General features: G+C 69.8%; 23 protein-coding genes. 16 read left to right on the top strand and 7 right to left on the bottom strand.

Annotated elements, in window-relative coordinates; all coding sequences use genetic code 11:
* The 7 genes from DEJ50_RS20820 (at position 1) to DEJ50_RS20845 (ending at position 4,068) form a co-directional block, all read left to right on the top strand.
* Entirely contained in the window at positions 1–906 is a 906-nt protein-coding gene (locus tag DEJ50_RS20820) for a DUF5936 domain-containing protein (protein WP_150209466.1), read from the top strand.
* Positions 906–1,619, top strand: a complete 714-nt coding sequence (locus DEJ50_RS20825; protein ID WP_150209467.1) for a response regulator — start codon at positions 906–908, stop codon at positions 1,617–1,619. The genes DEJ50_RS20820 and DEJ50_RS20825 overlap by 1 nt, the downstream gene beginning before the upstream one ends.
* Before the next feature lie 110 nt (positions 1,620–1,729).
* The gene (locus DEJ50_RS34010) at positions 1,730–1,903 is read left to right on the top strand and encodes a hypothetical protein (RefSeq protein ID WP_190344595.1); all 174 of its coding nucleotides are present in this window, start codon (positions 1,730–1,732) and stop codon (positions 1,901–1,903) included.
* Positions 1,904–1,962: 59 nt separating this feature from the next.
* Positions 1,963–2,550: a hypothetical protein gene (locus DEJ50_RS20830; protein WP_223837848.1), complete on the top strand. Its 588-nt coding sequence runs from the start codon at positions 1,963–1,965 to the stop codon at positions 2,548–2,550.
* A 31-nt stretch (positions 2,551–2,581) separates the two neighbouring features.
* Positions 2,582–3,169, top strand: a complete 588-nt coding sequence (locus DEJ50_RS20835; protein ID WP_150209469.1) for a hypothetical protein — start codon at positions 2,582–2,584, stop codon at positions 3,167–3,169.
* Positions 3,170–3,173: 4 nt separating this feature from the next.
* Positions 3,174–3,806, top strand: a complete 633-nt coding sequence (locus DEJ50_RS20840) for an OmpA family protein (protein WP_150209470.1) — start codon at positions 3,174–3,176, stop codon at positions 3,804–3,806.
* A gap of 22 nt (positions 3,807–3,828) precedes the next feature.
* Positions 3,829–4,068 carry a hypothetical protein gene (locus tag DEJ50_RS20845; RefSeq protein ID WP_150209471.1) on the top strand — a complete coding sequence of 80 codons (240 nt, stop codon included), beginning with the start codon at positions 3,829–3,831 and terminating at the stop codon, positions 4,066–4,068.
* 42 nt (positions 4,069–4,110) lie between these two features.
* Here the strand turns inward: DEJ50_RS20845 and DEJ50_RS20850 are convergent, their stop codons facing one another.
* Positions 4,111–4,662, bottom strand: coding sequence for a TetR/AcrR family transcriptional regulator (locus DEJ50_RS20850; RefSeq protein WP_150209472.1), 552 nt, complete (start codon positions 4,660–4,662; stop codon positions 4,111–4,113).
* Positions 4,663–4,781: 119 nt separating this feature from the next.
* Here DEJ50_RS20850 and DEJ50_RS20855 point away from each other — a divergent pair, with 119 nt between their 5' ends.
* Positions 4,782–5,189 carry a nuclear transport factor 2 family protein gene (locus tag DEJ50_RS20855; RefSeq protein ID WP_150209473.1) on the top strand — a complete coding sequence of 136 codons (408 nt, stop codon included), beginning with the start codon at positions 4,782–4,784 and terminating at the stop codon, positions 5,187–5,189.
* Positions 5,190–5,198: 9 nt separating this feature from the next.
* Here DEJ50_RS20855 and DEJ50_RS20860 read toward each other — a convergent pair whose 3' ends face one another.
* Entirely contained in the window at positions 5,199–5,774 is a 576-nt protein-coding gene (locus tag DEJ50_RS20860) for a TetR/AcrR family transcriptional regulator (protein ID WP_150209474.1), read from the bottom strand.
* Positions 5,775–5,907: 133 nt separating this feature from the next.
* On the opposite strand from DEJ50_RS20860, the gene DEJ50_RS20865 reads away from it, so the two are divergent.
* The 3 genes from DEJ50_RS20865 to DEJ50_RS20875 all read left to right on the top strand — a co-directional run bounded on the left by DEJ50_RS20865 (position 5,908) and on the right by DEJ50_RS20875 (position 9,045).
* A complete protein-coding gene (locus DEJ50_RS20865) occupies positions 5,908–7,491 on the top strand; it encodes an MDR family MFS transporter (RefSeq protein ID WP_150212260.1) in 1,584 nt (527 codons plus the stop codon).
* A gap of 268 nt (positions 7,492–7,759) precedes the next feature.
* Positions 7,760–8,524, top strand: coding sequence for a polysaccharide deacetylase family protein (locus DEJ50_RS20870; RefSeq protein WP_223837849.1), 765 nt, complete (start codon positions 7,760–7,762; stop codon positions 8,522–8,524).
* A gap of 191 nt (positions 8,525–8,715) precedes the next feature.
* Positions 8,716–9,045, top strand: a complete 330-nt coding sequence (locus DEJ50_RS20875) for a nuclear transport factor 2 family protein (RefSeq protein ID WP_150209476.1) — start codon at positions 8,716–8,718, stop codon at positions 9,043–9,045.
* Positions 9,046–9,072: 27 nt separating this feature from the next.
* On the opposite strand, the gene DEJ50_RS20880 is transcribed toward DEJ50_RS20875, so the two are convergent.
* A complete protein-coding gene (locus DEJ50_RS20880) occupies positions 9,073–10,245 on the bottom strand; it encodes a serine hydrolase domain-containing protein (RefSeq protein WP_223837850.1) in 1,173 nt (390 codons plus the stop codon).
* Between the two features lie 134 nt (positions 10,246–10,379).
* On the opposite strand from DEJ50_RS20880, the gene DEJ50_RS20885 reads away from it, so the two are divergent.
* On the top strand, positions 10,380–10,991 hold the full coding sequence (locus DEJ50_RS20885) for a hypothetical protein (RefSeq protein ID WP_150209477.1): 612 nt from the start codon (positions 10,380–10,382) through the stop codon (positions 10,989–10,991).
* Positions 10,992–11,150: 159 nt separating this feature from the next.
* On the opposite strand, the gene DEJ50_RS20890 is transcribed toward DEJ50_RS20885, so the two are convergent.
* From DEJ50_RS20890 to DEJ50_RS20900, 3 genes are all read right to left on the bottom strand, one after another.
* Complete coding sequence (locus DEJ50_RS20890; RefSeq protein WP_150209478.1) at positions 11,151–12,431, bottom strand: ABC transporter substrate-binding protein; 1,281 nt, start codon at positions 12,429–12,431, stop codon at positions 11,151–11,153.
* Between the two features lie 302 nt (positions 12,432–12,733).
* On the bottom strand, positions 12,734–13,351 hold the full coding sequence (locus tag DEJ50_RS20895) for an SMI1/KNR4 family protein (RefSeq protein ID WP_150209479.1): 618 nt from the start codon (positions 13,349–13,351) through the stop codon (positions 12,734–12,736).
* Between the two features lie 40 nt (positions 13,352–13,391).
* Entirely contained in the window at positions 13,392–13,856 is a 465-nt protein-coding gene (locus DEJ50_RS20900) for a DUF192 domain-containing protein (RefSeq protein WP_150209480.1), read from the bottom strand.
* 126 nt (positions 13,857–13,982) lie between these two features.
* Between DEJ50_RS20900 and DEJ50_RS20905 the strand changes: the two genes are divergently transcribed.
* Positions 13,983–14,729 carry a prepilin peptidase gene (locus DEJ50_RS20905; RefSeq protein WP_150209481.1) on the top strand — a complete coding sequence of 249 codons (747 nt, stop codon included), beginning with the start codon at positions 13,983–13,985 and terminating at the stop codon, positions 14,727–14,729.
* A 131-nt stretch (positions 14,730–14,860) separates the two neighbouring features.
* Here the strand turns inward: DEJ50_RS20905 and mgrA are convergent, their stop codons facing one another.
* On the bottom strand, positions 14,861–15,898 hold the full coding sequence (gene mgrA, locus DEJ50_RS20910) for an L-glyceraldehyde 3-phosphate reductase (protein WP_150209482.1): 1,038 nt from the start codon (positions 15,896–15,898) through the stop codon (positions 14,861–14,863).
* 124 nt (positions 15,899–16,022) lie between these two features.
* On the opposite strand from mgrA, the gene DEJ50_RS20915 reads away from it, so the two are divergent.
* The 3 genes from DEJ50_RS20915 (at position 16,023) to DEJ50_RS20925 (ending at position 19,485) form a co-directional block, all read left to right on the top strand.
* Positions 16,023–16,784 (top strand): isoprenyl transferase, encoded by a 762-nt coding sequence (locus DEJ50_RS20915; RefSeq protein ID WP_150209483.1) that lies wholly within the window; start codon positions 16,023–16,025, stop codon positions 16,782–16,784.
* A 315-nt stretch (positions 16,785–17,099) separates the two neighbouring features.
* Complete coding sequence (locus DEJ50_RS20920; RefSeq protein WP_150209484.1) at positions 17,100–18,416, top strand: PhoH family protein; 1,317 nt, start codon at positions 17,100–17,102, stop codon at positions 18,414–18,416.
* A 379-nt stretch (positions 18,417–18,795) separates the two neighbouring features.
* A complete protein-coding gene (locus DEJ50_RS20925) occupies positions 18,796–19,485 on the top strand; it encodes a transglycosylase SLT domain-containing protein (RefSeq protein WP_223837851.1) in 690 nt (229 codons plus the stop codon).
* The last annotated feature ends 145 nt before the right edge of the window (positions 19,486–19,630 follow it).

The following is a 19,630-nucleotide window of genomic DNA, read 5'->3' on the forward strand; positions in this document are numbered from 1 at the left end:
ATGACCGCGCCGATCGCCGGCCTGCTGCTGGCCCTCCTGGTGGCCCTCTCCGTCCTCGGAGCCTTCCACGGAATCCGCCTGTACCGCTCGGAGACCAAACTCCCCACCGACCTCGCCCTCGCCCTGGAGGTCGGAGCCACCCGCACCACGGCCGTGGGCTCGGTCGTCGACCGGATGGGCATCCGGTACGCCCCGCTGGTCCTGGGCCTGATGGGCCCCAAGCGGGTGGCGCGCAAACGCCGCCAGATCGACATGGCGGGCAACCCGGCCGGCCTGACCCTCGACCGCTACGCCGCCCGCCGTGCCGTGTACGGGGCGCTGGGCGCGGCCGGAGCCTTCGCCATGCTCCTCAACGGGCAGCTGATCCTGTCCCTGGTGATGGTCGCCTTCGGCCTGTTCTGGATCGAAGCGGGCCTCTGGTCCGCGATCCGCGTCCGTCGCGACCACATCGACCGCACCCTGCCGGACTTCCTGGACGTGCTGGCGGTGGTCGTCAGTGCGGGGCTGGGCTTCCGGCCGGCGCTGGAGCGGGTCGCCGACAAGTACGAGGGCCCCTGGTCGGACGAAATCCGTATCACCCTCCAGCAGATGGACATGGGCGTCAGCCGCCGCCAGGCCTTCGACGAACTGCGCCGGCGCAACGACAGCGAACAGGTCGCCCAGTTCGTGACCGCACTCCAGCAGGGCGAGGAACTCGGCTCGCCGATCGTGGACACGCTGATCGCGATCGCCGAGGACATGCGCCGTACGGACGCCCAGAACGCGCGGCGGCGCGCGGCCCGGGCGGTCCCGAAGGCCACCTTCGTGGTGACCACGTTCATGCTGCCGGGCACGATGATCCTGCTGATCGGCGGGTTCGTGTACGGGGCGGACATCGACTTCGGCGCGATGCTGGGAGCCCGCTGATGCCGCCCCCGACCCCGGCCCCGACCCCGATCCGCATCCTCATCGCCGACGACGACCCGGTCATCCGGGCGGGTCTGGCCGCGCTGCTGTCCCCGCACCCCGACCTCCGGGTGATCGCCCAGGCCACCAACGGCGGCGACGCGCTGGCCCTGACCCGCCGGCACCGCCCGGACGTGGTCCTGCTGGACGTCCGGCTGCCGGGCGTGGACGGCATCTCGGCCCTGCCGCACCTGGTTCAGCTGGCGGCGGTCCTGATGCTGACCTCCAGCCGGGAACCGGACGTGGTCCGCGAGACGCTGCTGCTGGGCGCGAACGGCTACTTACTGCACGGCGAGTTCACGCCGGACGACCTGACCCGCGCGGTCCGCGACGTCCACGCGGGCCGCCCGCACTTCACCCCGACGGCGGCGAGCGTGGTGCTGGCGGAGCTGCGGAGGCGGGGGTCTTCGCAGGCGCAACGAATTGTGGCACAGTCTTCGGAGCGAGTCTCCAACCACATGAATTTCGGGCTGAGTTCGAGGGAGGTGGAGGTGATGGACCTGATCGCGTCCGGAATGACAAACCAGCAGATCGCCGCCACCTGCTTCATCACCGAGAAAACGGTCAAGAACCACATCAACCGCATCTTCGCCAAGCTCCAGAGCGCGAGCCGCAGCGAGGCGATAGCCCGATGGCTGGGAACGATCCGTTCCGAGGTGGCGGGCCATGGGTAGACGGAGTACGCAGTGGGTCCGTAGATGGGTCCCAGGACCCTTTGCAAGCGCGGGTACGACTGAGTACCGTCCGCGAGTCGACAGCGGGACCGGACCGGGAGGGGACCCCCATGCGGAACCTCAAGTGGCACCGTTTGAAGGGCAGAGACGAGGGCCAGACGGCTTTCGAGTACCTGGGGATCGTGGTGGTGATCGTCCTGATCATCGGGGCGATCCTCGCGTCGGGCGTCGGGGACCGGATTTCCGCGGCCATCGTGCAGGCGGTCGCCGACATCACGGGTTGAGGCCGCTCGCGGAGGGCAAGCGGGACCGAGGGCAGACCTTCCCTCTCTACGTCGTCGTGGTGGCCGGTCTGCTCTTCGCCGCGCTTGCCCTGTTCGTCGTCGGGTTTGCAGGAGCAGCTCGCAGTGACGGCCAAGGCGCCGCCGATGCAGCCGCACTGGCCGCCGCAGGTGAAGTCAGAGACGACGTCTTCACGGGGCTGGTGTTGGACGATCTCACTCCGGACGACTGGGGCGATCTCCTCGGCGGTGACTTCTTCGACGTGGGCGCGGCATGCGCGGAGGCAGGCAGCTTCGCTGCGCAGAACGACGCCTCCGTCACCGGGTGCGAACCGGCGCTTCCCCGCGTCACCGTTGACGTACGGACGAACCGTGCGGTGGGCGACTCGGTCGTTCCGGGGACGGAGAGCACCTACGCCGTCGCCTCGGCCACCGCTGTCATCGAGCCGCGCTGCACTCTCGACCCAGCGCCGACGGCCACGGCCACGCCATCGCCCACGCCGAATCCTCCGAATCCGCCGACTCCACCCGTCCCCGATCCGGTCAACTTCCTGTGCGAGGACGGGAAAGACTTCAAGCTTGATCCTCTGGACCCAGGGGAGCCGGCGGAGCTGGCGCGCAGACTCTTCAAAGTGAGGCTGGACGGCTGATGGTGCAACGAGAGACAAGGAAGCGGAGCAGATGAGCATTCGGCGGACGGTGCAGGCCGGCAGGGGAGCGCCCGTGGTTGTCGCGGCGGTCCTGACGCTCACTCTGGCCGGGTGCGGAATCGGCGATGACGAGAAGCCGAAGGCGGCGCAGCCCAGCGCTTCGGCTTCCCAGGGGTCGGCCGGCACTCGCAGTCCCGTGCCCAACGCGCCGAGTACAGCCGTGGAAGAGGTCATTGCGACGTCGAACGGTCCGGAATCCCTGGTGCTGGAGATCAACTCGGCCGTCCGGGACCCGGGTGGGTTCGTCACCGTCAACGGAAAGATCAAGAACAACGGTTCCGGCAAGTACGTGCAGACCCAGATCTGGCGCGGGACCGAGAAGAACGCGAGCCCCAACTCGATCGCAGGAGCCACCCTGGTCGACCGGGCGGGCAAGAAGCGCTACTACGTGCTCAGGGACACGGAGGGGCGGTGCCTTTGCACGACTTCCATCCTGTCCATTGACGCGGGCGGCTCTGTATCCGTGACGGCGCAGTTCCCCGCGCCGCCATCCGCCACGACAGAGGTCGACTTCGGCCTGCCCACATTCGCCACGGTAGCCATCAAGATCTCCGGGTGACCCCATGACCACACGCCACCGCGTATCCGCCGCCACCGCCATAGTCGGCCTGGTCATCGCCGGGGCCCACTTCGTCGGTGCGGCCAGCGCCCACGCCGACGACGATCCGACCGCGCCCCCCGGGACCGAGCCCCTGGCCGCGGCGCCCGTTGCCATCGACTCCAATTCGCCCGGACTCAAGATGCCCCAAGGCGGAGTGCTCGCCGCGCCCAAGGTGCTCGACATCGCCGAGGTCGTCGAGGACCTCGGGGGTGAGCAGCGGCGGCAGGAGACCAATCAGACCGTGATGATGGCCCTTCAGGCCGAGGTGCTGTTCCCCGAGGACAGTGATGTCCTCAACGCCCAGGCCTCGGCCCGCATCCAGGCCATCGGCCAGGAGATCAACCAGCAGAAGGCCACCCGCGTCCGGGTGTTCGGCTTCACCGACGACCAGGGCAGCTACGAACACGGCAAGGTGCTCTCCAAGAAGCGCGCCGATGCCGTGCAGCGGGAGTTGGCCAAGACGGTGACCAATCCGTCCGTCGTCTTCGACATCCGCGGCTACAGCGAGGACTACCCGATCGCCGACAACAAGACCGAAGAGGGCCGCAAGAAGAACCGCCGCGTGGAGATCACGTTCCCCCGCGGGGCCTCGTAACCGCGAGCTTACGATCAGGTCCATGGACCGTGACCGTGACCGTGGCGACGAGCCCGTCTTCATACGCAGCAAGTGGGGAACGAACCGGTACGTCTACAACCCGAACAATCCCGTCGGCCGCGCCCTGATCGTCATCGCCGTGATCGTCTTCATCGTCTTCATGGTGCTGATCCAGACCAGGTCGGGGCCTTTCGCCGTCCCGGAGGACAAGGGGTGGCAGCCGCAGCCACCGGCCACGGAGCCGTGGCCCCAGGCGAGTTGACGCATTGCGGCCTCAGCGCCGCACCGCCCAGGCGCCGCACCGTCACCCCGGGTGAGCCGGTGCCTGGGTGGTGAGCAGGAGTTCTGCCATTTCCTTGGCCCGGAGGGCCGGCTCGCGGCCCGGGGTCAGGGCGGCGACCACCGTCGCGCCCTCGACCAGGATCAGCAGCTGGTCGGCCACGGCCGGCGGGGCCTCCGCCAGGTCGGCCAGCAGGGTGCGGAGTTCGGTCTTGTGGGTGTGGACGATCTCCGGTGCGGCCGGGCCGAGTTCGCCGTACGCGTTGAGGAAGGCGCAGCCGCGGAACTCCGGCTCGGTGAACCAGTCGGCCAGCCAGTCGAACACCGCGCGCACCCGGTCGAGGGGGGTGGCGGGCGGCATGGCCGCCGCGCGGAGGGAGTCGAGCCAGTGGCGGTCCCGGCGTTCCAGATAGGCCGCGACCAGGGATTCCTTGGCGGGATAGAGCCGGTAGAGCCGTTTCAGGGGGACGCCCGCCGCCGTGCGGAGGCGGTCCATCCCGACCGCCTGGATGCCATGTGCATAGAACAGTGCCTCTGCCGTGTCGAGCAGTCGGGTCCTGGCCTCTTCGTCGTCCATGGAGGGAAGGGTAGCTCGCTCACGGTTGCGGGTAGAACGGTCGTTCTCGTAGGCTTTCCGGTGGGTGAGAACGATCGTTCTCCTCTTCCTTCTTCTTCCTCCTCGCGGAAGGCGTTCCCATGACCCGACCTCCCCTGCCGCCCTTCACCGAAGACACCGCCCGCGCCAAGGTCCAGGCCGCCGAGGACGCCTGGAACAGCCGTGACCCCGAGCGGGTCGCGCTCGCCTACACCGAGGACTCCGAGTGGCGGAACCGCGACCGGTTCCTCCGGGGCCGGGAGGAGATCCGGTCCTTCCTCGCCGAGAAGTGGGCGCGCGAACTCGACTACCGGCTCCGGAAGGAGCTGTGGTCCTACACCGGCAACCGGATCTCCGTCCGGTTCGAGTACGAGTGGCACGACGCGGCCGGCCAGTGGTGGCGCAGCCACGGCAACGAGCAGTGGGAGTTCGCCGAGGACGGTCTGATGCGGCGGCGCGAGGCCAGCATCAACGATGTCCCCATCGAGGAGTCGGAGCGCCGGATCTGACGAGCGGGGCTACGCCTCGTGGTGGGCCTGGGTGATCAGGTCGATGGCGACCTCCAGCGTGGCCATCCGCTTCTCCTCCTGCTCGCCCTCCACATGCTGCAGGAACAGCATTCCGGCGTGCATCGTGAACAGCGCGCTCACGCACCGGACCTGGTCGGTGAGCGGGGCCCCCTCCGTGCGGAGCAGGTCGACCATCGTGAACATCCGCTGCTTGAAGGTTTCGCCGATGCTCAGTTCCCGCATCGTCGCCTGGTTCTCCTGCATGAAGCGGTACAGCGGGGCCGCCCCGCACAGCGCGCTGCTGTAGCGGCGCAGGATCTCCTGCTTGGTCTCCAGGGTGCGCGGCTGCGCCTCGGCCCATTCGATCAGCTCGTCGATGGGTCGGGTCAGGTCCTGGAAGAGGCTGATGATGATCTCTTCCTTGGTCTTGAAGTGGTAGTAGAGCGCGGCCTTGGTGACCTCCAGCCGCTCGGCGATCTCGCGGAGGGACGTCTTCTCGTACCCCTGCTCGGCGAAGAGCTCCAGTGCGACGTCCTGGATGCGCTGGCGCGTGTTCCCGCGGCGCGGCTGCGGACTGCTGGACATGCCTCTCCCCACTTACTTACTTGACGCCCGGCTAGTGCCAGGTCTACCTTTCCCAGTGTAGTGAACTAGCCGGGCGGCAAGTAAGCCCCCGGAGGCATGGGGAGTGGGCGACGTGGCCGACGTTGGCGGTGCGGTGGGTGTGGACGATGCAGGCGCGGACGCCTCGAAGGAGGTGAAGCCGCGCAGCGTGCGCGTGGTGCTCCTGGCGCTCATGATCGCAATGCTGCTGGCCATGCTCGACAACATGATCATCGGCACCGCCATGCCGACGATCGTGGGTGAACTGGGCGGTCTGGAGCACCTGTCGTGGGTGGTGACCGCCTACACCCTCGCCACCGCCGCCTCCACCCCGATCTGGGGCAAGCTCGGCGACATGTACGGGCGCAAGGGCACCTTCCTCACGTCCATCGTGATCTTCCTGATCGGCTCCGCGCTGAGCGGCATGGCCCAGGACATGGGCCAGCTCATCGGCTTCCGCGCCGTCCAGGGTCTGGGTGCCGGCGGTCTGATGGTCGGTGTCATGGCGATCATCGGCGACCTCATCCCGCCGCGGGAGCGCGGCAAGTACCAGGGCATGATGGCCGGCGTGATGGCCCTCGCCATGATCGGCGGACCGCTGGTCGGCGGCACCATCACCGATCACATGGGCTGGCGCTGGTCCTTCTACATCAACCTGCCGCTGGGCGCGGTGGCGCTGGCCATGGTGACCGCCGTACTGCACCTGCCGAAGACCCCGAAGACCCGCGCGAAGATCGACTACCTCGGCGCGGCCCTGCTCACCGTGGCGATCACCTCGACCGTGCTCGTCTCCACCTGGGGCGGCACCGAGTACGCCTGGGGCTCGGCGGAGATCATGGGCCTCGCCGTCGTCGGTGTGCTCACCCTCGCGGGCTTCCTGGCCGTCGAACGCCGCGCGGCCGAGCCGATCATGCCGCTGCACATCTTCCGCAGCCGCAACTTCACCTTGATGTCGGTGATCGGCTTCCTCACCGGCTTCGCCATGTTCGGCGGCGTGCTCTACCTGCCGCTGTTCCAGCAGTCGGTACAGGGCGCGTCCGCCACCAACTCGGGTCTGCTGCTGCTCCCGATGCTGCTGTCCATGATGCTCGTCTCGCTGGTGGCGGGCCGGGTGACCACCAACAGCGGCAAGTACAAGATCTTCCCCATCGTGGGCGGCGCGCTGATGGTGGTCGGGCTGTTCCTGCTCGCCCGGATGGACACCGGCACCTCGCGCTTCGAGTCGGGCGTCTATATGGCCGTCCTCGGTGCCGGCCTGGGCTTCCTGATGCAGATCACCATGCTGGTCGCCCAGAACAGCGTGGAGATGAAGGACATGGGAGTCGCCTCCTCCTCCGCCACGCTCTTCCGCACGCTCGGTGGTTCCTTCGGAGTGGCCCTGATGGGTTCCCTGTTCACCACCCGCGTCCACGACACCATGACGGACCGGCTGGGCGAGGCGGGCGGTGCGGCCACCGCCGGATCGGCGCAGCTGGACGCGGCGAGCCTGGCGAAGCTGCCGGAAGCGGTGCGGGAGGCGTACCAGCACGCGGTGGCCGCCGGTACCCACTCCGCCTTCCTGCTGGGCGCGGCCATCGCCGTTCTCGGCTTCGCAGCGGCCTGGTTCGTGAAGGAAGTTCCGCTGCGCGGCGCCGGTCCGGCCGCGGCGGAGTCCGCCCCGCAGGAGCCGGCCCCGGTCGGGGAGCCGGTCGCGCGCTGACGCCCGTACGGAACCGAACGGCCCGTCAGGACGCCTTTCACTTGGGACCAAAGTCCCATTATCCGGATTTTATAGGTGATTTGCCGGGAACTTCCCGCCGTGGTCGCGCGTCCTGACGGACAGAAACCCGGAACTCCAGGCGGTTGGGAGCGGACTCCTCATGGCGCGCACGCTCAAGTCGGTCACGCGGTCGGTCACACAGTCGGTCACACAGTCGGTCACGAGAAGCACTCGGGCGCGAATAGCCGTCGCGGCCTCGGCCGCAGTCGTGGCCGCCACCGTCTGGGGGGTGGCGGCGCTCGCCGACGATGACGCGGCTGCCGACGGCCGCGGCGGCAGCCCGGCCGCCATCACCGGGTCGAAGGCGCCGGGTGCACCGGGGGCGCCGGGCGCACCGGGCGCGCCGGAGCTGCCCCGGGTACCGGAAGGCATCGCGCACGCCTCGGAGGGCGGCCCGAACGCCGTGAACATCACGATCGACGACGGCCCGGACCCGACCTGGACCCCGAAGGTCCTCGACGTGCTGAAGCGGCACCAGGCCAAGGCGGTCTTCTGCATGATCGGCCCGGCGGCCGAACGCCACCCGGACCTGGTGAAGAGGGTGGTCGCCGAGGGCCACCGGCTCTGCGACCACACCGTCGACCACGACATCCGCATGGACAAGAAGCCGGTGGAGTACCAGGAGCAGCAGATCCTCGCGGCCAAGAAGATGATCGAGGACGCGGCCGGCGGGGGCGCGAAGGTCGAGTACTACCGGGCGCCCGGCGGGGCCTTCACTCCCGACAGCCGGCGCATCGCCGCGGCCCACGGAATGCGTCCGCTCGGCTGGAACGTCGACAGCAAGGACTTCCGGACCCCGGGCGTACAGGCCCTGGTCGACACCGTGAAGGCGGAGCTGAAGAACGGTCCGACCGTGCTCTTCCACGACGGCGGCGGCAACCGCGCGCAGAGCGTCGAGGCCCTCGACCGGGTGCTGGCCTGGCTGCAGGAGCAGGGCCGGCCGACCGGCTTCCCGGTCCACACCGCCCCGTGAGCTGCCCTACGCCGGCCCGCCCGCGGGCGGTGAGCGCCCGGGCGGCGTGTCCCCGCTGACACGCCGCCCGCCCCCGGACGGGTGAGGGTCGGCGCCACGGGCCCCCTCACGGTGTTCCCTGGACGGGCATCCGATCCACCGCCCGCACTGCCCGTACTGCCCGCACCGCGCGCACCGAGCCAGGAGTCCCCGTGAGCATCGCCCCCGCCAAACTGTCCGACCCCGTCGTCAGAGCTCTGGTCACCGCCGTCAACAACCACGACCGGGAGGCCTTCCTCGGCCTCCTGACCGCCGACGCCACCATGTCCGACGACGGCTCGGACCGGGACCTCCAGCAGTGGATCGACAAGGAGATCTTCGACTCCTCCGGCCATATGGCGGTCGAGTCCGAGTCCGACGGGGGCCGCGCCCTGATCGCGAACTTCCGCAACGACACCTGGGGCGAGATGCGCACCGCCTGGCGTTTCACCATCGCCCCGGGCGGCGGGAAGATCAGCCGCTTCGAGACCGGTCAGGCCTGAGACGGCCTCCCGCCCTGACTGCCCCGTCTACCCCGCCTGCCCCGTCTCCCGCGCCACCCGCAGGGCCGCCGCCGTGAACCGCAGGTTCTCGGGGGCGTTGTTCTGCACGGGGAAGCAGAACCGGCGGCGGGTGTAGGCGTACGCGATCCCGGTGACCGGGTCCGCGAAGGCCTGTCCGCCCGCGGCTCCGCTGTGACCGAAGGCCTGCGGGCCCACCGGCGGCTGGGTCTCGAAGCCCAGCCCGAAGTGGTCGGTCTCACCGGTCACCAGATCGGTGCCCGGGGTGTGCAGCCGCGCCACGTCGGCGAGGGTCTCCGGCTTCAGCAGCCCGTCCAGGGCGGCGGCGTACAGCCCGGCCACGCCGCGGGCGCTGCCCATCCCGCCCGCCGCGCCCGGGCCCTGCGCGATGACCGCGGGGTGGTTGCCGTACTCGACGATGTCCATCGGCGGGGTGCGGTGCAGGTTGAACGCGATGGGCAGCAGCTCCGGCGGGGCCGGCCGGGCCGCCATCGCCGCCTCGCCCTCCGGCGTGGGAACCCCCGCCAGCACCGGCTTCCAGCGGTCCCGCAGCCCGTCCGGCAGGCCCAGGTACAGGTCCAGGCCGTACGGCGCGCGGATCCGCTCCTCGTACACCTCCTGGAGCGACTTCCCGCTCGCCCTCCGGACCACCTCGCCGGTCAGCGCGCCGATCACGAAGCCGTGGTAGCCGTACCCCGTCCCGGGCGTCCAGTACGGCTGCTGCCCGGCCAGCCGGGCCGCGACCAGCGCGTCGTCCGCCAGCTCCTCGATCGAGAAGCCCTCCGGGGTGTTGATCAGACCGGAGCCGTGGGCGGTCAGCTGCCGGACGGTCAGCAGCTCCTTGCCGGCACCGGTGAACTCCGGCCAGTACTCCACCACCGGACGGTCCAGGTCCAGTACGCCCTCCTGCGCCAGCAGCGCCACGACCAGGTGGGCGGCCCCCTTGGTGATCGAGTAGACCCCGGACAGGGTGTCCCCGTCGGTGTCCTCGCCGGCCCACAGGTCGACCACGCGCCGGCCCCGGTGGACCACCACGAGCTGGGATTCGGGGGAGTGGGCCTCGCCCGCGATGAAGGAGGCGAACTCCTCCCGGACCGGCTCCCAGCCGGCCGCCACCGTGCCGTTGACGCCCGTGCCGTCCGCGCCGCCTGCGCTTCCCGTGGCCCCCGTGTGCATGCTCATGTCCGTACCTCCAAGATCATTCGGGTCGGTCACCGGCCCACAACGACGGTTCGTACGGCCATATTCCGGCTCCCGTACGGGTGAATGCGCGACCGGCGTCGTTCCGGGCCGCCGGAGTGTCCCGTTCTCCCGGTGTGAAACGCACCCGGATCGCCGCACTCGCCCTCGCCACGGCCGCCGCTGCGCTGGCCCCCGCCCTCGTCGAGGCCTCCGCCGCCGACGGCACCTCGTTCCTGCAGGACCCGGCGGGCGGCGAGCAGGAGATGCGCTCGGCCAAGGACGGGAAGTACAAGGTGGAGGGGCAGCTGCGGTTCCATCCCGGGGTGGTCTACTCGATGGTGCCGCGTCCCGCCGCCAAGGGGCAGCAGGACTGGGGCGGGGGCACGGACCGGAAGGTGCCCGATCCCAAGTCCCTCGCCTGGGAGCCGAAGTTCGAGTTCGCCTGGGGGGTCTCCGAGGTGGCGCTGCTGAAGAAGGCGCTCGCGTCGAAGGGCCGGCATCCCGTCGTCCTGCACGCCACCCTGTGGACGGCGGACCGCACCAAGGCGGCCGAGGTGCACAGCAGTGTCAAGGAGCGCCCGGCCACCGGCCGCACCACGCTGCCCGGCGGAAAGCGGATCGCCTGCGACACGGGCGGGTACACGGTCGACTGGTCGGTCACCCGGACCGGTCACGGGTCCGTCGGCGGCACGCTGAAGTGGAACGCGGACTGTGCGCAGTACCGGACGGCATTCAGCCAGAACTGAGAAGACCGGAACTGGGAAAACCGAGAAAGAGGGGCCGCGCCCGAGCACCTTGTGGGCGCTGTGCGGGCGAAGGGGCTGCGGACTCGGATCGCGTGCCGGATCAGCCAGGGAAGAGGGCCCGGAGGTTCGGGGTGGAGCGTTCTGGTTCGAGCGTTCGGCTCAGGGCTTCTTGGACTGCTCGCGGGACTGGTTCGCGATGTCCTCGAGGACGGCCTTGGCATCGGCGCCCGGCTCCACCGCCCGGCCGATGTTGCGCTTGATGGTGTCGCTGACCGTCACCCAGTTCGGGTTGTTCACCGGGTACAGCTGGGCGCTGCGCAGTGCGGCCATGAACTGCTCCTCGTCCTTGTCGATGCCGCCGCCCGCGGGGGTGCGCGAGGCGCTGACCGTGGACGGGAGCAGGTGGTAGCGGCCGGCGAAGTCGGTGAGGTTCTTGTCCTGGTAGAGGAAGTCCAGGAACGTGCCGATCTGCTTCCGGTGGTCGTTCTGGTTGAAGGCCACCATCCAGTCGGCCACGCCGACCGCCGGAGGCCGCTCCGAGGCGGTCAGCCCGTCGTTGACGGGCATGTCCACGGTGCGCACGGTGATCCCCTTGGCCTCGGCCGCGTGGGCCAGGGAGGGGTAGCCGTTCAGCATGCCGACCTCGCCGCGCAGGAAGGCGTCGAAAGCGTCCTGGCGGTTGAACTTGGCGGGCGAGACCGGGCCGACCAGACCGGGGCCGACCAGCTCCTCCTTGAGCCACTTGAAGGCCTGGACGTTCTGCTCGGAGGCCAGGCTGTAATTGCCGCTGTTGTCGACATAACCGCCGCCGTTGCTGAGTTCCCAGATCAGCGCCTCCGCATGTGCTTCCTCGGGGCCGAGCGGCAGGGCGTACGGGAATTTCACACCCTTCTGCTTCAGCGCCTCGGCGGCGGTCTTCAGCTCCTTCCAGGTCTTCGGGGGCCCGATCTTGGCCTTGGTGAACAGGTTCTCGTTGTAGAAGAGCAGTCGGCTGCTCGCCACGAAGGGCAGGCCGTAGAGGGTGTTTCCGATGGAGCCGGCCTCGGCGAGGGGCTGCAGGAAGTTCGCCTCCGCCCGGACCGAGAGCAGTTCCTCCGCCGGGTAGAGCTTGCCCTGGGCCGCGAAGTCCGAGTACGAGCCCATGAGGGCCATGTCGGGGGCCTTGCCCGCCTTGACCAGGCGGCCGACCTCGCGGTCGATGTCGGCCCACGGCAGCAGCTTCACCTCGACCTTGATGCCGGGGTGCTGGGCGGTGAAATCGGCGGTGACCTTGTCCCAGAAGGCCTTGGAACTGGTCTCCGGAGTGGTGCCGTACTCGGCGGCCACCAGCTTGAGGGTGGCGTCGCCGCCGTCGCCGGAGATGCTGCCGCAGCCGGAGAGAGTGATCAGGAGGCCGAACGCGGTCGTGCTCGCTGCCGCCCCGAAGATTCTTCGTCGCACGGGTGAATTCCCCTGGTTTTCTTTTGGTTACTTACGAGTTGTTTCGGGGTCCGGTGTCCGGAGGTGGCCCGATGGCCGGAATTCTCTCCTGAAGGCGGCATGGTTGATTCCATTGGGGCGGCACTTGTGGGCAATGCTCCAAGTGGGGCTTTTCCGGCTGGTGTTTTCCGATATGAGATCCAGAAAGCGGACGCGCGTAGAAATGCCGAATGCCCGTTTCCGTCGGACGGAACGGGAGTTGAGGGAGTTGCGGGGGGAGGCGAGGTTGAGCCGGGGCGGCGAGGCCGAGCCCGGAGGCAGGGTTAAGCCGGGAACTCGCCGGCGTAGGGGTCCGGGTCGCCCGTCTCCGGGTTGCGGCCCTCCTGCCAGCGGCGCTGCGCCTTCCGCCAGTGCACGAAGCCGAGCTGGCCGCCGTCCCAGAAGGTGATGCTCACCGGGCTCACGTCGAACTCGTCCGAGAAGAGCCGGTACAGGAATTCCGCCATGCCGTACGGATAGACGGCGAAGGTGTCCGCGGTGTGCCGGCCGCAGACCAGGACCGGCCAGCGGTCCGGGTCGGGATCCGTGGTGAGCCAGCACAGGATGTCGGACCCGCCGGTCACCCCCCAGGCGAGGATCGACTCGGGGTCGATGTCGAAGGCGGCGCGACCGCCCTCGGCCATCCAGGCCTGGCGGGCGTTCTCGGTCTCCTCGGCCATCTCGGCCGGGTCCCACTGCAGACCGGGCTTGGGCAGCGGGAGCAGGATGCTCGCCTCGCCGTTGATGGTGCCGGCGCCGAAGCGGCCCATGAAGGCGACGAAGTCGGCGGGGAAGCGGGTGCGCCAGACGGCCTCGGCGGCGGGCCAGTCGATGTCCTCGTCGGCGCCGTGCGTGGCGGGCATGAGCTGCTCCAGCGCCTTCAGCTGCGCGTTCTCCGTCATCGCCGCTCCCCGAACCCGCCCGTTGCCCAACCGTCCCAACTTACCGTGGCCGCGCCGGGGCTTGGCCAGGGCCCTGCCGGGTGCCGTCGTCCCCCGGCTCCGGGGCGGTCCTGTCCGCCCGGACAGGGCTGCGGACCGGGCCGGGCTCGATGGACAGCCGGACGCCCCGCCGGATCCCCCAGCCGGCCATGGCGCCCGCCTCCGCCTCCAGCACCCGGCGGGCCCGCAGCCGGGGCAGCCCCAGCCGGCCCGGCCGCATGGTGGTGACGGCCAGGACCGTGCCGGCCCGGTCCAGGTACGCCACGTCGATCGCGAAGCGCATCCGGAAGGTGTGCACGCTCGCCGCCGGGGTCAGCAACAGGGCGCCCTCGATCCCGTCCCGGCCGAGCAGGCCGCGGGTCCGGGCCCGGTAGGAGGCGGCGATCTCCAGCGGGACCGCCACGACGGCTGCGTCCGCTCCGATGCGGAGCAGGGCCGGGCCGTCCCGGAAGTGCGGGTGGCGCATGGGGTGCTGCTCCTTCCCGAGATGCCGGCAGGCCGGGCGAGGTCACCGGTCGGCCGCTCCAGGTTAGGGGGAATGGGGCCCCCGGGCCCATGGCCCTTCCGGCCGCACATCCCTAGGGTCGGCGGGATGGGCGTGCTCGTGATCGTTCTTGCCGGGGCCTATGGCGTGGCCGCCGGGCTGCTGCTGCCTCGGGTCGCGTACCGGCTCTCGGTGGACCCCGGGGAGCCCTGGCAGAGCAGCTGTCCCGGCGGGCACCCGCTCGGCGGCCGGTTCGGCGGCTGGATCGGGCTCGCCCGCTGCCGGGTGTCCGGCCCGGCCCGCCCGGACGGGTACGGCCCGCACACCGGACGGGTCACCGCGGTGTCCGCGGCGGTGTGTGCCGCGGTCGGGGCCGCCGTCGGGGCGCGCCCCGAGGCCGCCGTCTACGTCGGGCTGGCCCCCGTGCTCCTCCTGCTCGCCCTGGTGGACCTCGCAGTCCACCGGCTCCCCGATCTGCTGACCCTGCCGCTGGCGGCGACCGCAGCCGCCGGACTCGGGGCGGTCGCCCCGCTGCCCGGCGCGGGCGGGTCCTGGCCGGGTGCGGTGGCCGGCGGGGCCGGACTCGGCGCGGGGTACCTGCTGCTGTTTCTGATCAACCCGGCCGGGATCGGTTTCGGCGACGTCAAGCTCGCGCTCGCGCTGGGCGTCGCTCTTGGGTGGTACGGGTGGGGGGTATGGGCCGCCGGGGCCTTCCTGGGGTTCCTGTACGGGGCCCTGTACGGCCTGGGCCTGCTCCTCGCCGGGCGGGCGGGGCGGCGTACGGCCTTCCCGTTCGGTCCGTTCATGGCCGGCGGAGCCCTCACCGGAGTGCTCCTGGGTGGCTTCGGAGCGTAATCGTCTTGCGCCAATGCACGCAGGACGCTTTACGAAGGGTTATGGTGGAACCCCCCCCTCGGGCCGGTCCGTATCCCCCCCACGGACCGGCCCGTTTTTTGTTCTCACCGGATTTCGCGCAAAAGCGCAGGTCAGCCCCGCTGGGCCCAGATGTTGGTGCCCGGGGTGGACACCGCGAAGGAGTCGATCTCCTTCAGTTCGGCGTCCGACAGGGGGGCTCCGGCCAGCGCCGCCACGTTCTCCTCCAGCTGCGACACGCTCGACGCGCCGATCAGGGCCGAGGTCATCCGCTCGTCCCGCAGCACCCAGTTCAGTGCCAGCTGGGCCAGCGACTGGCCGCGGCGGGCCGCGATGTCGTTGAGCCCGTTCAGGCGGCGGACCACCTCGTCCGAGAGCAGCGCCGGGTTCAGGGACTTGCCCTGGGTGGCCCGCGAGCCCTCCGGGATGCCCTTCAGGTACTTGCCGGTGAGCAGCCCCTGGGCGAGCGGCACGAAGGAGATGCAGCCCATGCCCGCCTCCTCCAGGGTGTCCAGCAGGGCGTCCTCCTCCGTCCAACGGTTGATCATGGAGTAGGAGGGCTGGTGGATCAGCGGGCGCACGCCCATCTCGCGCAGCAGCCGGGCGGCCTCCGCCGTCTGCTCGGCGGTGTAGGAGGAGACGCCGACGTAGAGCGCCTTGCCCTGCTGGACCGCGGACGCGAGCGCGCCCATGGTCTCCTCCAGCGGGGTCTCCGGGTCGAACCGATGCGAGTAGAAGATGTCGACGTAGTCCAGGCCCATCCGCTTCAGCGAGGCGTCGAGCGAGCCCATCAGATACTTCCGGCTGCCCCACTCGCCGTACGGGCCGGGGTGCATCAGATAGCCGGCCTTGGTGGAGATCACCAGTTCCTCGCGGTGGGCCGCGAAGTCCTGTGCAAAGATCTTGCCGAAGTTGAGCTCGGCCGAGCCGGGCGGCGGCCCGTAGTTGTTGGCCAGGTCGAAGTGGGTCACGCCGAGGTCGAAGGCCCGGCGCAGGATCGCCCGCTGGGACTCCAGGGACGTGTCGTCGCCGAAGTTGTGCCAGAGGCCGAGGGAGATCGCGGGAAGCTTGAGGCCGCTGTGCCCGGTGCGCCGGTACTCCATGGAGTCGTACCGCGAGGCCGCTGCCCGATAGGGATTGGTATCAGTCACGATGTCCTCCCTATCACGGACTTGTGACAGACCGAGTTGGGCCAGTCCTGTCGGTGCGCAGTAATGTGGCGCACTCGGGGGACCGCAATCGCACGGGGGCATTGCACGGAGGGGCAGAAGGATCGTGAAGCTGCGCGACCTGGTGTACAGGCTGTACGCACGCCGGGTGGAAGGCCGCCTCGACCATGCCGCGGTGCCCAAGCACATCGGCGTCATCCTGGACGGCAACCGGCGCTGGGCCAAGGCGTCCGGCGGTACCACCGAGCAGGGCCATCAGGCCGGAGCCGACAAGATCTCCGAGCTCCTGGGCTGGTGTGACGAAACCGACGTGGAAGTCGTCACCCTGTGGATGCTGTCCACCGACAACCTGGACCGGCCGGAGGTCGAGCTCCGCCCCCTGCTGGCGATCATCGAGAACACCGTACGGAACCTCGCGGCGGACGGACGCCGGCGCGTCCACCACGTCGGCAACCTGGACATCCTGCCCGCGCAGACCCAGGCCGTACTGAAGGAGGCCGAGCAGGCCACCGCCGACGTCAAGGGGATACTCGTCAACGTCGCCGTGGGCTACGGCGGCCGGCAGGAGATCGCCGACGCGGTCCGCTCGCTGCTGCTCGAGCACCACGAGAAGGGCACCTCGATCGAGGAGCTCGCCGAGATCCTGGACATCGACCACATCTCGGAGCACCTCTACACCCGCGGCCAGCCCGACCCGGACCTGGTGATCCGTACCAGCGGCGAGCAGCGGCTGTCCGGATTCATGCTCTGGCAGAGCGCCCACTCCGAGTACTACTTCTGCGAGGTCTTCTGGCCGGCCTTCCGCAAGGTCGACTTCCTCCGGGCGCTGCGCGACTACGCCGCCCGGCACCGGCGCTACGGCACCTGACGGCTCCTCGGAAGCCCCTCCCGTCCCTCGGACCCCCCTTGCAAGGCCTTCACCTGGGATTCACCGAGCGTCCGTCATATGCCATGGCATGGCTGAGCACGTTCGAGGGAATATCAGTGGCAGGTCGATGCCCGATCCACGGGCGTCGAGTCTCAGCGGGCGGCATGGGGCCGTCCGCCCGGGAGGCCCTTTGCACCAGGACGCACGTGCGGTGTGCACGGACGGAGTGGAGGGCCGGAAATCGGCCCTGGCATGGGAGCCGATGACCGGTCCGGTCTTCATGGCCCGACCTCTTCCGAGGGGGTACGTCCTTCCGTGGTGACCAGCACAAAGCGCCGCCTGCCCGACAGGCGGACCTACGTCCTCGACACCAGCGTCCTGCTGGCAGACCCCAACGCCTTCTCCCGGTTCGACGAGCACGAGGTCGTGCTCCCGATCGTGGTGATCACCGAGCTGGAGGCCAAGAGGCACCATCCCGAACTCGGCTACTTCGCCCGGCAGGCCCTCCGCCTGCTGGACGACTTCCGGGTCCGGTACGGCCGCCTCGACGCCCCCATCCCGTTGGGCGATCTGGGCGGCAGTCTCCGTGTCGAGCTCAACCACTCCGACCCCGGGGTGCTCCCGGCGGGCTTCCGGCTCGGGGACAACGATTCGCGGATCCTCGCGGTCGCCCGCAACCTGCAGGCCGAGGGGTACGACGTCACGGTCGTGTCGAAGGATCTCCCGCTGCGCATCAAGGCCTCGTCGGTGGGCCTGCTCGCCGAGGAGTACCGGGCGGAGCTCGCGATCACCGATGCCGGCTGGACCGGCATGGGCGAGCTCTCGCTCTCCGGGGAACAGATCGACCTCCTCTACTCCGAGGAGCGGCTGTACGTTCCGGAGGCCGCCGAACTGCCCGTGCACACCGGTCTGGTCCTGCAGTCCGAGCGCGGCAAGGCGCTGGGCCGGGTGACCGCCGACGGGAACGTCAAGCTCGTCCGCGGCGACCGGGAGGCCTTCGGACTGCACGGCCGCAGCGCCGAGCAGCGCATCGCGCTCGACCTTCTGATGGATCCGGAGGTCGGGATCGTCTCCATGGGCGGCCGGGCCGGCACCGGAAAATCGGCGCTGGCGCTGTGCGCGGGCCTGGAGGCCGTGCTGGAGCGGCGGCAGCACCAGAAGGTGATGGTCTTCCGGCCGCTGTACGCGGTGGGCGGGCAGGAGCTCGGCTATCTGCCCGGGGACCAGGGCGAGAAGATGAGCCCCTGGGCGCAGGCGGTCTTCGACACCCTCTCCTCGGTGGCCGGCCGTGAGGTGATCGAGGAGGTGCTGGGCCGCGGCATGCTGGAGGTGCTGCCGCTGACGCACATCCGCGGGCGCTCGCTGCACGATGCGTTCGTCATCGTCGACGAGGCCCAGTCGCTGGAACGGAATGTCCTGCTGACCGTTCTGTCCCGGATCGGGGCCAACTCCCGGGTCGTTCTGACCCATGACGTGGCCCAGCGGGACAACCTCAGGGTGGGCCGGTACGACGGAGTGGTCGCCGTGGTCGAGAAGCTGAAGGGCCATCCGCTCTTCGCGCACGTCACGCTGACCCGTTCGGAGCGCTCGCCCATCGCCGCCCTGGTCACCGAGATGCTCGAATCGATCTGACCCGTCTGATCCGGCTGGCCAAACACTCCAAAACACCCCATAGGCGGAAGGGAAGTTAACGCCGCCCGGCAAAGGCCAAGGAGCCTAGCCGGGCGGCGTCCCCTTGCACAGGTGTTTTCCCAAACCACAGGGGACGCCCCAGGTGTGAGCTTTCACACGCAACGGAGAATTGCCTTGCGGCGTCGGGGTCCGGCAGAGTCTGTTCTCCGTCAGGCCCCGCATACGGCACAGCTGTACCCACAATTCAAGAGTCGACCGCCGTATGCCGCCCGCCACGGGCCAGTTGCCTCCAGTGACCGTGCTCTACCCGGAGGCCAGTGCAAGGGGCGCTCTTGCAACCGCTGCGGTCACGTCGTGGTTGCTGCTGGAAGGACATCGTGTGAGCCGGATCTCGGTCCGGGGATTCGCGGTGGCATCTGCCACTGCGGTCACCACCGTCGGAGCTGTCGTGGGCGTTGCCACGGGCGACCCCTCGAACGACCTCGAAACCACCGCATCGGGCACCACGCTCCTCGCGGACATTCCGGTGGGCGAGCAGGCGGCAGTCCAGACGGCGTCCCTGACGCAGCAGGCCGACGCCATCGCCCTCTCCGCCGACGCCGACGCCAAGAAGTCGGTCGAGGAAGCGGCCCGCCTCCAGGCGGCCAAGGACGCCAAGGAGAAGAAGGCAGCCGCCGAGGCCAAGGCGAAGAAGGAACGCGAGGAGAAGGACAAGGCGGAGGTCGCCAGCCGGTCCGCCACCCGCGACAGCTCCGACTTCGCCCCCCAGAGCTCCTACACGGTCGCCCAGGTCAAGGCCATCGCCAAGCAGATGGTCCCGGCCGGCCAGTTCCAGTGCTTCTCCAACATCGTGAACCACGAGTCCACCTGGAACTACCGCGCGCAGAACCCGTCCTCGGGCGCGTACGGCCTGGTCCAGGCGCTGCCCGGGTCCAAGATGAGCTCGGCCGGAGCCGACTGGCGCACCAACCCCGCCACCCAGATCGAGTGGGGCCTGAACTACATGAACAAGCGCTACGGCAGCCCCTGCGGCGCCTGGTCGTTCTGGCAGGCCAACAACTGGTACTAGCGGACCGCGGCACCGCCGCCCCCCGCTCAACCACGAGGAGCCCCGCACCGTCCTACGGTGCGGGGCTCCTCGCGTGTACCGTCGACGGGGCGCTGCACGGTTCGCGCGGGTGGTGGGGGTCCCCCCGACGGAGTCAGGGGGAGAG

Source organism: Streptomyces venezuelae, assembly GCF_008642295.1.
Taxonomy (GTDB): Bacteria; Actinomycetota; Actinomycetes; order Streptomycetales; family Streptomycetaceae; genus Streptomyces; species Streptomyces venezuelae_C.